We start from the raw sequence: 14,205 nt of genomic DNA on the forward strand, positions 1-14,205 counted from the left end.
TGTTCATGATATGTTCTAATATAAAGCTAACGGCGCCGGCAGAGTCAATCGAATTGGCGCATCCAAAGATTCATGAGCGGAATCAAAGAGATTCAAACATGGACGTACAACGCAAGCTGGAGATTCTGGCGGATGCCGCCAAATACGACGCATCCTGCGCCTCCAGCGGTACCGAGAAGCGGGATTCCAGCGACGGCAAGGGCATGGGCTCGACCGCCCCAAGCATGGGCATCTGCCATTCCTACGCGCCGGACGGACGCTGCATCTCCCTGCTCAAGGTGCTGCTGACCAACGCCTGCAATTACGATTGCCTTTATTGCGTCAACCGCGCCTCCTCGAATGTCCCACGCGCCCGCTTCACCATCGACGAATTGGTCAGGCTCACGCTCGACTTCTACCGGCGCAATTACATCGAGGGCCTGTTTCTCTCCTCCGGCATCATCCGCAGCCCTGATTACACGATGGAGCAAGTGGTGAGCGTCGCGCGAAAACTGCGCGAGGAGCATCATTTCCGCGGCTACATCCATCTGAAGACCATTCCCGAGGCCGACGACGCGCTGATCGCCGAGGCCGGCAAATATGCCGACCGCCTTTCGATCAACATCGAGATGCCTGAGGAGACGAGCCTGCAGCAATTCGCGCCGGAGAAGGACGTGCGGGCGATCCGCCGCACCATGGGCAGGCTGCGGCTGAAGCTGGACGAGGCCGAGGAGAGCCGCAGCGCCAAGACGAAGGCCAAACCGCAGCGCTTCGCGCCCGCCGGACAAAGTACGCAGATGATCGTCGGCGCAGATAGCGCCTCCGATCACACCATTCTCCACACCAGCGCCAATCTCTACGGCGCCTACCGGCTGCGGCGCGTCTATTACTCCGCCTTCAGCCCGATCCCCGATGCCAGCCGCGCGCTACCCCTGCGCGCGCCGCCGCTGCTGCGCGAGCACCGGCTCTACCAGGCCGACTGGCTGATGCGGTTCTACGGCTTCGATGTCGGCGAGATCGTCGACGACAGCGCGATGCTGCCGCTCGACATCGATCCCAAGCTGGCCTGGGCGCTGCGCCACCGCGACCGCTTCCCGCTCGACGTCAACCGCGCCAGCCGCGAGGAGCTGCTGCGCGTTCCGGGCTTCGGCACCAGGACGGTCGAACGCATCCTCGCAACGCGGCGCACCACCACGATCCGCCTCGCCGATCTCGCGCGGCTGCATGTGCCCCGCAACAAGGCGCTGCCGTTCATCGTCCTCAGCGATCACCGCCCCTCACCGCATCGTCTCGATGCCGCCGGGTTGATCGAACGGTTCAAGCCGAAAGCAACGCAACTGGGATTTGGCTTCTGATGCAGTACATCATGCTCGACACCGAAACCGATTTCGACGGCTGGCGCAAAGCCGCGCGCAGCCTCGTGCTCCATCACGTGCCGCCCGGCGCGGTCACCTGGACCGTGCAGGGCCACGAAGCCGAGCTGTTCGCACCGTCCTCGCCGTCTCCGATCCTCGAGGTGAACGACGGCACGTTCACCGTCTCGGCAAAATTCGTCGAGCTTGCCAAGGCGGCGATCCTGCATCGCGACAGCGAGCGCTTTGCGATCCTGTATCGCCTGCTGTTCCGGCTGAAGGACAATCACGATCTCATTGAGGTCGCGACCGACCCCGATGTCGCGCTTGTCACGGCCATGGCGAAAGCGGTCTATCGCGACGAGCACAAGATGCATGCCTTCGTGCGCTTCCGCGAGATCGGCCGGGAACGCCAGGCGCACTACGTCGCCTGGTTCGAGCCGGAGCATCACGTCGTCGAGCTCGCCGCGCCGTTCTTCGCCAAGCGCTTTGCCGACATGCCCTGGTCGATCCTGACGCCGGACCTCTGCGCGCATTGGGACGGCCATGCGCTCTCGTTCACGCCGGGCGTCAGCAAGAGCGAGGCGCCGGGCGAAGACCGGCTGGAGGAAACCTGGCGGCGCTACTATGCCAGCATCTTCAATCCGGCCCGGCTCAAGGTGAAGGCGATGCAGGCCGAGATGCCGAAGAAATATTGGAGGAACCTGCCCGAGGCTTCGATCATTAAGCCCTTGATCGAGGACGCCGAGCGCATGACCGGCGCCATGATCGCCAATGCCGCAACCGATCCGCACAAGCCTCAGAAGCGGCCGGAGGCTCCGATGAAACGCAAGTCAGCTGCCGACGATCTCGAAACGCTCCGCGAGGAGGCCGCGCATTGCCGCGCCTGCCATCTCTACAAGGACGCGACACAGACCGTGTTCGGCGAAGGGCGGAAGAATGCCAACATCATGCTGGTCGGCGAGCAGCCCGGCGACAAGGAAGACCTCGCCGGCCATCCCTTCGTCGGCCCGGCCGGGCAAATGCTCGATCGCGCACTGGAGGAGGCCGGCGTCGACCGCAAGAAGGTCTATGTCACCAACGCGGTGAAGCACTTCAAATTCGTGCCGCGCGGAAAGATCCGCCTGCACCAGAAGCCGAACACACCTGAGATCCGGGCGTGCCGGCAATGGTATGAGCGGGAAGTTTCGACAATCCAGCCCGATCTCATCGTGGCAATGGGCGCCACTGCCGCGCAGAGCGTGTTCGGCAAGATCACCCCCATCGGCAAGAACCGCGGCCGGCTGATCGAGCTTCCCGAAGGCCGCAAGGCGCTGGTGACCGTGCACCCGTCCTATTTGCTGCGACTGCCTGATCCCGAAGCCAAGGTTCTGGAATATCGGCGCTTCGTCGAAGATCTGAAGATCGCCGCCGGCCTGCAGAAGAAGGCCGCACGGGCTGCGTGAATACAGTGGGAAATGGCTTCACGCCGTTGTCGACGATCCGATTTCTCAAATAGACAAGGACCCGTGGAATGCACGGGCCCTTCATCTGTGCTTCGGACCCGGTCCTACGACGCCGCGAGCTGCTCCTCGACCAGCTTCACCCAATAGGACGTGCCGTAGACGATCGCCTCGTCGTTGAAATTGTAGGCGGGATGATGCAGGCCGGCGCTGTCGCCGTTGCCGCAGAAGATGAAGGCGCCGGGCCGCGCTTCCAGCATGTAGGCGAAATCCTCGCCGCCCATCAGCGGCGCCATCTCGTGGACATGGGCCTCGCCCGCGACCTGCGTGGCGATGCGCCGTGCCACTTCGGTCTCCGCCGCATGATTGTTCACGACCGGATAATTGCGCTTGTAGTGCAGGTCGATCTTGGCGCCGGTGATCTGCGCCATGCCCGCCACGACTTCATGCACGCGCTTCTCGACCAGCTTGCGCACCTCCGGCGACAGCGTGCGGATGGTGCCTCTCAGGGTCGCAGTCTGCGGAATGACGTTGCGGGCGTTGCCGGCGTGGAATTCGCAAATCGATACGACCGCCGATTCCAGGGGATCGACGCTACGCGAGACGATCGACTGCAGGGCCGTGATCACCTGCGCGCCGACCAGCACGGAATCGACGCATTTGTGCGGACGCGCGGCGTGGCCGCCGACACCCTCGATCATGATGTCGACTTCGTCGGTCGCCGCCATGATCGGGCCCGGCCTGATCGCGAACGAGCCGACCGGGATGCCCGGGCCGTTGTGCATGCCGTAGACCTGCTCGATGCCGAACCGCTCCATCAGGCCGTCCTTGACCATGGCCGCGCCGCCGGCGCCACCCTCCTCGGCGGGCTGGAAGATCACCACGGCATCGCCGGCGAAATTGCGCGTCTCGGCGAGATAGCGGGCCGCCCCGAGCAGCATCGCGGTGTGGCCGTCATGGCCGCAGGCGTGCATCTTGCCGGGAATCTTGGAGGCGTAAGGCAGATTAGTCTGCTCCTCGACCGGCAGCGCGTCCATGTCGGCACGCATGCCGATCACCTTGAGCCCCTCGCCGGTGGGCTTGTTTCCCTTGATCACGCCGACGACGCCGGTCTGGCCGAGACCGGTCACGACTTCGTCGCAGCCGAACTCCCGCAACCGGTCCGCAACGAATGCTGCGGTGCGGTGGACATCATACAGCAGCTCGGGGTGCTGATGGATGTCCCGCCGCCAGGCCTGGATATCGGGTTGAAGGTCGGCGACGCGGTTCACGATGGGCATGGAAGGTCTCGAGCTGTTGGAAATGCAGGTCTGTCTACCATGCAAGCGTCGGTCCACCCAACCGCCGGCAATCGGGGTCTAGCCCTGTTCACCCGGCATGGCCGGGCTTGTCCAGGTCGGCTGCGTCTGCCTATTAACGGAAAGCAAAGAGACCATCCGGGTGGAAGCAGAATGCCGAGGCGGCTTGAAGGTGAGTTTGACTACATTGTCGTCGGAGCCGGCACCGCGGGCTGCATCGTCGCCAACCGGCTATCGGCTGCCCCAGGCAACCGCGTTCTCATCCTTGAAGCTGGTGGCGACGACAACTGGATCTGGTTCCACATTCCGGTCGGCTATCTCTTCGCGATCGGCAATCCGCGTTCGGACTGGATGTTCAAGACCGAGGCCGAGCCCGGCCTGAACGGCCGCTCGCTAGCCTATCCGCGCGGCAAGGTGATCGGCGGCTGCTCGGCGATCAACGCCATGATCTCGATGCGCGGCCAGGCCGCCGATTACGATCATTGGCGGCAGCTTGGTCTGACCGGCTGGGGCTATGACGACGTGCTGCCGTTGTTCAAGCGCCTCGAGGACCACTTCCTCGGCGCCAGCGAGCATCACGGCGCCGGCGGTGGCTGGCGCATCGAAGCGCCGCGGCTGTCATGGGCCATTCTCGACGCGGTCGGTGACGCCGCCGAGGAGATGGGCATCAAGCGCATCCCGGATTTCAACACCGGCGACAACGAAGGCACCAGCTATTTCCACGTCAACCAGAAGCGCGGCCGGCGCTGGTCCTCGGCGCGCGGCTTCCTCAAGCCGGCCTTGAGGCGCCCCAATCTGCGGCTCGAGAAGCACGTGCTGGTCGACCGCCTCATCATCGAGCAGGGCCGCGCCGTCGGCGTGCGCTTCATCCAGAACGGCGAGATCATCGAGGCGCGCGCAAAGCGCGAGGTGGTGCTCTCGGCAGGCTCGATCGGCTCGGTGCAGGTGCTGCATCGCTCCGGCATTGGACCGGCCGACTGGCTGTCGCCGCTCGGCATCGACATCGTCATGGACAAGCCCGGCGTCGGGCGCAATCTGCAGGATCACCTGCAGCAGCGCGCGATCTACAAGGTCGAGGGCGTGCGCACGCTGAACGAGACCTATTACAATCTGTTGCGCCGCGGCCTGATGGGGCTCGACTACGCTGTCCGGCGCCGCGGCCCGCTCACCATGGCGCCGTCGCAGCTCGGCATCTTCACGCGCTCCGATGCGACGCGCGCCCGCGCCAACATCCAATTCCACGTGCAGCCGCTCTCGCTCGACAAGTTCGGCGATCCCCTGCACCGTTTCCCTGCGATCACGGTGAGCGCGTGCAATCTGCAACCGACCTCGCGCGGCACTGTGCGGTTGCGCGCGACAACGCCTGACGAGAAGCCGATCATCGCGCCAAATTACCTGTCGACCGACGACGACCGCCAGGTCGCCGCCGACGCCATTCGCACCACGCGGCGCCTGATGCAGCAGAAAGCGCTGGCCAAATATCGCCCCAGCGAATATCTGCCCGGCCCCTCCGTCGGCGACGACGATGCCTCCCTCGCAAAAGCCGCCGGCGACATCGGCACCACCATCTTCCATCCCGTCGGCACCGCGAAGATGGGCACGGCGAACGATCCAATGGCGGTGGTGGACGAGCGGTTGCGATTCTACGGCCTCGACGGCCTGCGCATCGTCGATGCCTCGATCATGCCGACGATCACCTCGGGCAACACCAACACGCCGACCGCGATGATCGCTGAGAAGGGCGCCACGATCATTCTGGAGGATGCGAAGTAGCATCCCATCGCTCATGATCGATCCGCACCGTTTCTCAATCGGTCCCGCCGACGCAGAGATCGCCATGCTGCAATGGGGCGACAGCGGCAAGCCGCCTGCCCTGCTCGTACACGGCACCGGCTTCGTCGCCGACGTCTGGCACGAGGTCGCGCGCGAGCTCGCATCGACTTACACCGTCTATGCCCTCGACCGACGCGGTCATGGCGCAAGCCACAAACCCGGCGCCTATCACTTCCTTGATTACGCCGACGACATCTGCCGGGTGGTCGATACGCTCGATCTCCGCGACATCTACGGGATCGGCCACAGCGCGGGTGCGACCGATCTCCTTCTCGCGGCGAAACTCCTGCCCGGTCGCTTCGCACGCCTGTTCGTGATGGAGCCGACCGTCATGGACCCGCGCGCGGCGCGCTCCGGAGGATTGAGCGAAGAATCGCTCGCCCGCGTGCAGGGCACGCTACGCCGACGCGCCGAGTTCGACAGTCCCGACGCAGTGTTCGAACGTTACCGCGCAGCACCGGCGTTTGCGGATTGGACCGAAACCTCGCTACGGACGTATGTGCGCCACGGCTTCGCGCCCCTGGATGACGGCCGCGTCCGGCTCTGCTGCACGCCCAAAATCGAAGCCGCGATCTTGCTTCCCATCTACGAGGCGATGGAGCAGGTCTACATTGGGGATGCCCGCGGCAATCCGTTCGCGATGCTCAGCGAGATCGACTGCCCGGTGCGCGTCACGACAGCGGCGAAGTCGGGTCCAATCTACAAGGAGATGGCGCGACGCGCTGTGTCGCTGATCCCGGGTGTGACCACACGGGTTTTCGAGAATGCCGGCCACTGCGTCGCGCAGGAAGTGCCGGAGCACGTGGTGGAAGCCGTGCGCGAGTTTGCCGAGTAAGTTTCGGCCGCGGACGAGGCGGCCTGAGCGATCGTCTCTAGGCCGACCGTCGCACGGCGTTGTCCACCAGTGTCTTACCGAGCGACCAGATCGCGCCGGGCACCTTGTGGCTGCCGGCGATGACGCCGTCGAACGCCTTCTCGATCCAGGCGCAGTCTTCCTCGGTGATCGTGAGTGGCGGCAAGAGCTTGATGGTGTGGCTGCCGTGGCCGGCGACTTGCGTGAGGATCTTGTGATCTTTGAACAGCGGCACGGTGATGAGCTGGCAGAATAAGCCCTTGTTGGCGGTCTCCAGCACGTTCCAGGAGGCCCGCAGGCGCAGCGACTTCGGGGGACCGAATTCGATGCCGATCATCAAGCCCTTGCCGCGGACTTCCTTGAGCAGCTCGTAGCCCGGCACCATGCGCGTCAGCGCGAGGCGCAGCTCGGCGCCGCGCTTGGCGGCCGCATCGATCAGCTTCTCCGATTCCATGACGTCGAGCGTGGCTATGCCCGCGGCCATCGCGAGGTCGTTCTTGGAGAAGGTGGAGCCGTGCACCACCGCGCGGTCCATCTGGTTGAAGATCTTGTCGAAGATGCTCTTGCGCGTCAGCACGGCGCCGACCGGCACGTGGCCGCCCGACAGCGACTTCGACAGCAGCACCATGTCGGGCTCGACGTTCCAGTGCTCGACCGCGAGGAAGCGGCCGGTGCGGCCCATGCCGGTCTGGATCTCGTCGGCGACAAACAGCGTGCCGTATTTCTTGCAGAGGGCGGCCGCGCCGGGCAGGAACTCGTCGGTGGGCATGTTGACGCCCTTGCCCTGGATCGGCTCGACCACGAAGGCTGCGACCTCGCGCGAGGCCAGCGCCTTTTCCAGCGCCGCCAGGTCGTTGAACGGGATCGCGGTGCAGCCCGGCAGCAGCGGCTCGAAGCCGGTGCGGAAATTGGCATCGCCGGTCAGCGACAGCGCGCCGTAGGTCAGTCCGTGATAGCCGTGCGCGCAATAGACGATGCCGGGACGCCCCGTCGCGCCGCGCGCGAACTTGATCGCGGCCTCGACGCATTCGGCGCCGGAATTGGCGAAGAACGCCTTGTCGAGATAGGGAACGTATTTCAGGAGGCGCTCGGCCAGCACACCTGCGAGCGTCGAGACGTCGAATTGGACGAGGTTGGGCAGGTCGGCATCGAGCACGCTCTTGAGCGCCTCGCGCATGACCGGATGATTGCGCCCGATCGCAAACACGCCGAAGCCGGACAACAGGTCGAGATAGCGCGCGCCCTCACGGTCGTAGAGATACTGCCCATGCCCCTTCTGAAAGCCGACATCGTAGCCGATGGTCTTGAGAACCCGGACGAACTGCTCGTTCAGATACCGGTTATGCAGGGTGCTGCGCTGGGCCTGACGGTCCGCGAATAGCTGAGACATGTCTGGATTTGGGCTGTGCATCCGCTACATACTTCGGTTGAGGGCCGTCTCGTCAACTGAAAACGGACCGTTACTGAAAACGGTCTGTGCGGCCTTTTGCCCTTTTTCGGACCATCTTCGCAAGCACAGCTTTAGACCATGTTGCACTGCCAAGGAACACACATGCGTTTGGCCCTTTACACCGGACTAATACTGGCTGGCGGTTACGCCGGCCTGACGCCGGCGCTCGCCGCGGATCCGACCGGCGACTGGCGGGTCGCCGACGGCGTTGCTAACATTCGCGTCGCCCAATGCTATGGCAGCATGTGGGGCGCGGTTTCCTGGGAAAAACAGCCCGGCGGACGCGACGAGAACAATCCCGACGCCTCGAAAAAGAACAGGCCGACACTCGGCATGGCAACCCTGATCGACATGAAGAAGAAGCCCGGCGTCGATCAGTGGGAAGGACAGGTCTACAACGCCAAGGACGGCCAGCTCTACAGCGCGACCATCACGCCGGCCGGTCCCGACCAGCTCGAGATCAAGGGCTGCGTCATGGGCTTCCTCTGCGGCGGCGAAACCTGGACCCGGGTCGGCCCGCCGATCCCTTCGAGCCCTGCCAACGCCATGGCCAAGGGCGCAGCGAAATCCAGCGGCACTGCGCCGAAGCCCCAAGGGGGGCAAGCGGGGCAAGGGCCCCAAGCAGCCCAAGCCGGGAGCGGCACCACCACGCCTGCGCCCGCAGCTCCCAAGGCCGCCGGCGCAGCCAAGCCCGGTCAGAAGGGCGCCGCCGACCCGGTCGGCGACATCTGCCTACTCGCTGAGATTGCGGGGTTTGCCCATTAGGGCCGGCTGGAACAGCAGCACGGCGGCGAGCGTCGTCACCAGCGACAGTGCCAGCAGCTTGCCCATGCTGGACGTGCCGGGATGGCTCGACAGCCACAGGCTGCCGAACGCGGTCGCGGTCGTCAGCGCGCTGAAAAAGATCGCGCGCGTCAGGCTGGTCTGGAGCAGGTTCGTCCTGCCCGAGCGCCAGGCCACGACATAATAGATCTTGAAGGCGACGCCGACGCCGAGCAGCAGCGGAAGCGCGACGATGTTGGCGAAGTTGAGCGGCAGGCCGATCAACACGCAGATCTCGAGCGTCACCGCGCCGGCAACCAGCAGCGGCACCAGCGTCATCAGCACGTCGACGAAGCGGCGCAGCGTGATCCACAGCAGCAGCCCGATCACCAGCAGCGCATAGATGCCGGCGTGGATGAACGCCTTCACAACGGTGTCACCGGATTTCAGGATCGAGACCGGACCGCCGATCGCAGTCGGCTCCGCCTGGAGAACCGCCGCCGCGAATTTGCGCAGCGTATCGTTGTCGTTGGGATCGCCCTTGGGCAGCGCCTCGACGCGGATGATGCCGTCCTTGCTCTTCCAGGCGCTGACGAGATCGGGCGGCAGCGAGCTCAGGGTGACGGGACCTGCCTGCATCGCGTTCCTGAGCTGGTCGAACACGATCTTCAATGGCGCGACGAACACGTCCTGCGCCTTGTTGCGCGTGGCCTCGTCGCCGTTGGCGAGCTTCTCGAGCGCGTCGGCAAGACGGCGCGAGGCAACAGCGCCCGGGCCCTTCGCGTCGCCCGCGGTCCGGCGCAGATTGTCGACCGACGATTTCAGCGATTCGACATTCTCCTGGTCCGTCGGCGCCGCGTCGATCTGATCGGGGTTGAGCGCCGGATTCAGCACCTTGGCGCCCTGCGCGATGAGCTTCAGCTTCGGCGGCTGGTCCTGCGGCACGAAGCTGTCGAGCGACATCACCCTGAGCACCTCGGGCACCTTCTCCAGCTTCGCCTCGACCTGCCTTGCCTGCTCCTCGGACGTGGTCATCACGTTGATGGCATTGGCACCAGTATTGGGGTCCTTGCGCAGATCGAGGAAGGTGGCGATCGACTCGGCGTGCGGATTGCGCAGGTTCATCGGGTTGAAGTCGAACTTCATGAAGTAGAGCAGCGGCAGGCCGCCGAGCGCGAGCAGCAGCGTGCCGCCGACGATCAGCACCCGATGCTTTTCCAGGAAGTGATCGAGCGGCGCCAGGAAGGCGTACCCGACAGGCTCCGGCTCGCCGGGCGGGTTCAGAAGCTTGAGCAGTGCCGGCAGAACGGTGATCGACGAGATGAACGCCACCAGCATGCCGACGCCGGCGATCTGGCCGAGCTCTGCGATGCCCTTGTAGTCGGTCGGCATGAAGCAGAGGAAGCCCGCGGCCGTCGCCATCGCCGCCAGCGACAGCGGCACCGCCGAGCGCTTGGCTGCCAGCACCAGCGCGCCCGCGAGATCATCGTGCTTGTAGCGCTCCGAGCGGTAGCGGACGCTGTACTGGATGCCGAAGTCGACCCCTAAGCCGACGAACAGCACCGCGAACGCGATCGACAGCAGGTTGAACGATCCGACCATCATCAGGCCGGCCGCTGTCGTGATCGCCAGGCCGACGAACAGATTGACGAACACCGCGAAGATGATCTTCGACGAATGCAGTGCGAGCCACAGGATGACCAGCACGACGAGAATCGTGCCGACGGCGTTGACGACCGCGCCCTCCTGAACGGTGGCGTATTCCTCATTGGCGATCGGCACCGGACCGGTCAGCCGCACCCGCGCCTGGTATTTGCCGGCAAAATCCAGATCCGCAGCGGCCTTGCGGATCGCGTCAGTCGCATCCTTGCCAGGCTCCAGCGCGTTGTAGTCGAGAATCGGCTTGAACTCGATGAAGGTGCGCTTGTCGGAATCCTTGAGCGGCTCGTCGCTGACGAGTTCGCGCCAGGAGAAGCTGGCGTTGCCCTTGTTGAGCACGGTCTCGACTGTCTGCGCGATCAGGTTGAAGGGCCGCTCGGTGCTGTCGAGCTTGACCTGGCCCCGCTTGACGCCGGCAAGGCCGGTCTCCAGCGCCCCGGTCAGGCCGCGGATCGAGGGATCGCCGGCCATGATCTCGATCAGCGGCGCGGCGGCTTCGAACTGGCCGGTGATCTTGCCGACCTCCTCGGTCGGCAGGAACAACAGGCCGTTCCGCTCGAAGAACGCGCCGCTGCCGAGCTGCTGCATCGAGTGGAAGTTGGTCCTGTCGTCCTTCAGCCTGGCATAGAGCGCGTCTGCCGCGGCGCTCGCCATTTCCGGCGTCCTGGCCTCGACCACAGCGAGGATCATTTCGTTCTGATCGAACGCCTTGTCGAATTGCTGGTCACGCTGCCGCCAGTCCAGATTCTGGGCAATCAGCGAGTTGATATCGGTGTTGATGGCGAAGTGGCGCGCAGCGTAATAGCCCGCCCCCACCGACAGCAGGAGCCCGAGAACGACGACGAGGGAGGCAAACCGGGTGCAGGCCCTGACGATGGCAACGACGACGCTTTGCAGCACTTCTTTTCTTTCTGCGGTTAACAGCTTGCCGGAAACGCCCGCTGTTTATCGGAGTTCCCGGCCGAAACCTATTGCTGTTTTGGGTGGTTCTCGCCGCCAGAAGGTTCGAGGTAAACGGAGGGAGACCGTGGCAAAATCATGCGGGGCGGCCGGTATAGGCAGGGAGTTGAGGCGGGAACGTGACGAAGGACTATGCAGGAATGTCGCGCACGCAGGCACACCGCAATCCCTACTAAAATACCTCATAGACGCCTCCCTCCGCGGTTCCACCTTCCCCTACCGCCGATTTTTTGACACAAAGTATTGCGCCTCCATGCGCCGGAGCCGTCCACAGGGGTGGGTGGCTACCGCAGGCGCGAACCAATGGTGCGGATATTGCAACTCATTGGTCAGTATCGGAGTGCCGCTTGGGGACTGCAAAGAGCGGATTGGTGCAACTTGCGTGATGGGCGTCCAATGGAAGTTTATCTGGCGCAACCGCGCGGCTTCTGCGCGGGGGTGGTACGAGCAATCGAAATCGTGGAGCGGGCGCTGGAGAAGTACGGCCCGCCCGTCTACGTGCGCCATGAGATCGTGCACAACAAATACGTCGTCGAGAGCCTGAAGGCCAAAGGAGCCATCTTCGTCGAGGAACTCTCCGAGGTACCGCCGAAGGCGGTGACGGTGTTCAGCGCGCATGGCGTCGCCCGCAGCGTCGAGGAAGAGGCCGTCGCGCGCGACCTTCCGGTGCTCAATGCCACCTGCCCGCTGGTCACGAAAGTTCACAATCAGGGGAAGCGCTACATCGGCAAGGGCCGCACCCTGATCCTGATCGGCCACGCCGGCCATCCCGAGGTCGAGGGCACGATGGGCCAGGTCCCGGGGCCGGTGCAGCTTGTCCAGAGCGTTGAAGAGGTTAAGGCGCTGACCCTGCCGGCGGATACGCCAGTGGCCTACATCACCCAGACCACCCTGTCGGTCGACGACACCAAGGACATCATCGCGGCCCTTCAGGCCCGCTTTACAGACATTCAAGGTCCGGATATCCGGGATATCTGCTATGCGACACAGAACCGCCAATCTGCGGTAAGGGACTTGAGCAAGCTGGTCGACGTGATCTTGGTGGTGGGCGCTGCCAACAGCTCGAACTCGAACCGGCTCCGCGAAATCGGCACTGAGGCCGGGGTCGCGAGTTATTTGATTGCCGACGGCAGCGAGCTCAATCCGGAGTGGTTGAAGGATGCCAGGACCGTCGGCGTCACGGCCGGCGCTTCGGCGCCCGAGGTACTCGTGGATGACGTGATCGAAGCGATGCGGCGGATCGGACCGGTAAAGGTCTCGGTGTTGCCGGGCCGCGAGGAAAACATCGAATTCCGGCTCCCGGCCCAACTGGCCGCGAGCTGACCCACCCGAATTGAAAAGCCCAGAAAGAAACCTGTAATGGCTATCCCGTTCTTCAAGGAAATGCGTATCGGCGGCTATTTGCTCAAGCAGAAACTGCTTGGCCGCAAGCGCTATCCGCTCGTGCTGATGCTGGAGCCGCTGTTCCGCTGCAACCTCGCCTGCGTCGGCTGCGGCAAGATCGATTATCCCGATGCGATCCTCAACCGCCGCATGACGGCGCAGGAGTGCTGGGACGCCGCCGACGAGTGCGGCGCGCCGATGGTCGCCATTCCCGGCGGCGAGCCGCTGATCCACAAGGAGATCGGCGAGATCGTGCGCGGCCTCGTCGCGCGCAAGAAGTTCGTCTCGCTCTGCACCAACGCGCTGCTGCTGGAGAAGAAGCTCGATCTGTTCGAGCCCTCGCCCTATCTGTTCTTCTCGGTGCATCTCGACGGCCTGCGCGACCACCACGACAAGGCCGTGTCGCAGAAGGGCGTGTTCGACCGCGCGGTGTCGGCGATCAAGGCGGCCAAGGCGCGCGGCTTCACCGTCAACGTCAACGCCACCATCTTCGACGGCCACCCGGCCGAGGAGATCGCCAAATTCCTCGACCTCACCACCGAGCTCGGCGTCGGCGTCTCGATGTCCCCGGGCTACGCCTATGAGCGCGCGCCGGACCAGGAGCACTTCCTCAACCGCACCAAGACCAAGAAGCTATTCCGCGACGTCTTTGCGATGGGCAAGGGCAAGAAGTGGAATTTCATGCATTCCGGACTGTTCCTGGACTTCCTCGCCGGCAACCAGGAATACGAATGCACCCCGTGGGGCATGCCCGCGCGCAACATCTTCGGTTGGCAGAAGCCCTGCTACCTGCTCGGTGAAGGCTACGCGAAAACCTTCAAGGAGCTGATGGAGACCACAGACTGGGATTCCTACGGCACCGGCAAGTACGAGAAGTGTGCCGACTGCATGGCCCATTGCGGCTACGAGCCCACGGCCGCGACCGCAGCGCTCAACAACCCGCTGAAGGCGACGTGGGTCGCGCTGCGCGGCGTGCGGACGAGCGGCCCGATGGCGCCGGAGATCGACCTCTCCAAGCAGCGCCCGGCGCAGTACATCTTCTCCGAGCAGGTCCAGAAGAAGCTCTCGGAGATCCGCAAGGACGAAGCCGCTGCCGCACAGGCAAAGGCCGCGCAAAAGGCTTCGACGGCGGCGTAAAGCGCAGAGCCCGTAGCCCGGATGGAGCGCAAGCGAAATCCGGGATGGTCTCTCCAAGGCCCCGGATTACGCTTCGCTCCGTCCGGGCTACGAACGT

At 64.3% G+C, this 14,205-nt stretch carries 10 protein-coding genes; 7 read left to right on the plus strand and 3 right to left on the minus strand.

Annotated features, from left to right (window positions below; all coding sequences use genetic code 11):
• Positions 1–98 precede the first annotated feature (98 nt).
• Together XF30_RS27665 and XF30_RS27670 are read left to right on the plus strand one after the other, a co-directional pair.
• Positions 99–1,334 carry a putative DNA modification/repair radical SAM protein gene (locus XF30_RS27665; protein WP_109144420.1) on the plus strand — a complete coding sequence of 412 codons (1,236 nt, stop codon included), beginning with the start codon at positions 99–101 and terminating at the stop codon, positions 1,332–1,334.
• Complete coding sequence (locus tag XF30_RS27670) at positions 1,334–2,776, plus strand: UdgX family uracil-DNA binding protein (RefSeq protein WP_109144421.1); 1,443 nt, start codon at positions 1,334–1,336, stop codon at positions 2,774–2,776. The genes XF30_RS27665 and XF30_RS27670 overlap by 1 nt, the downstream gene beginning before the upstream one ends.
• Positions 2,777–2,880: 104 nt before the next feature.
• Here the strand turns inward: XF30_RS27670 and XF30_RS27675 are convergent, their stop codons facing one another.
• Positions 2,881–4,053 carry a M20 aminoacylase family protein gene (locus tag XF30_RS27675; protein WP_036023104.1) on the minus strand — a complete coding sequence of 391 codons (1,173 nt, stop codon included), beginning with the start codon at positions 4,051–4,053 and terminating at the stop codon, positions 2,881–2,883.
• Positions 4,054–4,224: 171 nt separating this feature from the next.
• Between XF30_RS27675 and XF30_RS27680 the strand changes: the two genes are divergently transcribed.
• Together XF30_RS27680 and XF30_RS27685 are read left to right on the plus strand one after the other, a co-directional pair.
• A complete protein-coding gene (locus XF30_RS27680) occupies positions 4,225–5,844 on the plus strand; it encodes a GMC family oxidoreductase (protein ID WP_109144422.1) in 1,620 nt (539 codons plus the stop codon).
• A gap of 13 nt (positions 5,845–5,857) precedes the next feature.
• A complete protein-coding gene (locus XF30_RS27685; protein WP_057027147.1) occupies positions 5,858–6,739 on the plus strand; it encodes an alpha/beta fold hydrolase in 882 nt (293 codons plus the stop codon).
• Between the two features lie 37 nt (positions 6,740–6,776).
• Here XF30_RS27685 and hpnO read toward each other — a convergent pair whose 3' ends face one another.
• Positions 6,777–8,168, minus strand: a complete 1,392-nt coding sequence (gene hpnO / locus XF30_RS27690) for an aminobacteriohopanetriol synthase HpnO (protein WP_109144423.1) — start codon at positions 8,166–8,168, stop codon at positions 6,777–6,779.
• 141 nt (positions 8,169–8,309) lie between these two features.
• Between hpnO and XF30_RS27695 the strand changes: the two genes are divergently transcribed.
• Complete coding sequence (locus tag XF30_RS27695) at positions 8,310–8,972, plus strand: DUF2147 domain-containing protein (RefSeq protein ID WP_192893272.1); 663 nt, start codon at positions 8,310–8,312, stop codon at positions 8,970–8,972.
• On the opposite strand, the gene hpnN is transcribed toward XF30_RS27695, so the two are convergent.
• Positions 8,940–11,528: a hopanoid transporter HpnN gene (hpnN, locus tag XF30_RS27700; protein WP_109144425.1), complete on the minus strand. Its 2,589-nt coding sequence runs from the start codon at positions 11,526–11,528 to the stop codon at positions 8,940–8,942. The two genes, XF30_RS27695 and hpnN, sit on opposite strands and share 33 nt — an antisense overlap.
• A 456-nt stretch (positions 11,529–11,984) precedes the next feature.
• Here hpnN and ispH point away from each other — a divergent pair, with 456 nt between their 5' ends.
• Both ispH and hpnH read left to right on the plus strand, forming a co-directional pair.
• On the plus strand, positions 11,985–12,911 hold the full coding sequence (gene ispH / locus XF30_RS27705; protein ID WP_036006084.1) for a 4-hydroxy-3-methylbut-2-enyl diphosphate reductase: 927 nt from the start codon (positions 11,985–11,987) through the stop codon (positions 12,909–12,911).
• Positions 12,912–12,947: 36 nt separating this feature from the next.
• Positions 12,948–14,108: an adenosyl-hopene transferase HpnH gene (gene hpnH / locus XF30_RS27710; protein ID WP_109144426.1), complete on the plus strand. Its 1,161-nt coding sequence runs from the start codon at positions 12,948–12,950 to the stop codon at positions 14,106–14,108.
• Positions 14,109–14,205 lie beyond the last annotated feature (97 nt).

This window comes from Bradyrhizobium sp. SUTN9-2, from assembly GCF_003122645.1.
Classification (GTDB): Bacteria; Pseudomonadota; Alphaproteobacteria; order Rhizobiales; family Xanthobacteraceae; genus Bradyrhizobium; species Bradyrhizobium yuanmingense.

Coding starts and splice junctions, on each gene's coding strand:
- XF30_RS27665 (WP_109144420.1), top strand. CDS start 99: ATGGACGTACAACGCAAGCTGGAGATTCTGGCGGATGCCGCCAAATAC.
- XF30_RS27670 (WP_109144421.1), top strand. CDS start 1,334: ATGCAGTACATCATGCTCGACACCGAAACCGATTTCGACGGCTGGCGC.
- XF30_RS27675 (WP_036023104.1), bottom strand. CDS start 4,053: ATGCCCATCGTGAACCGCGTCGCCGACCTTCAACCCGATATCCAGGCC.
- XF30_RS27680 (WP_109144422.1), top strand. CDS start 4,225: ATGCCGAGGCGGCTTGAAGGTGAGTTTGACTACATTGTCGTCGGAGCC.
- XF30_RS27685 (WP_057027147.1), top strand. CDS start 5,858: ATGATCGATCCGCACCGTTTCTCAATCGGTCCCGCCGACGCAGAGATC.
- hpnO (WP_109144423.1), bottom strand. CDS start 8,168: ATGCACAGCCCAAATCCAGACATGTCTCAGCTATTCGCGGACCGTCAG.
- XF30_RS27695 (WP_192893272.1), top strand. CDS start 8,310: ATGCGTTTGGCCCTTTACACCGGACTAATACTGGCTGGCGGTTACGCC.
- ispH (WP_036006084.1), top strand. CDS start 11,985: ATGGAAGTTTATCTGGCGCAACCGCGCGGCTTCTGCGCGGGGGTGGTA.
- hpnH (WP_109144426.1), top strand. CDS start 12,948: ATGGCTATCCCGTTCTTCAAGGAAATGCGTATCGGCGGCTATTTGCTC.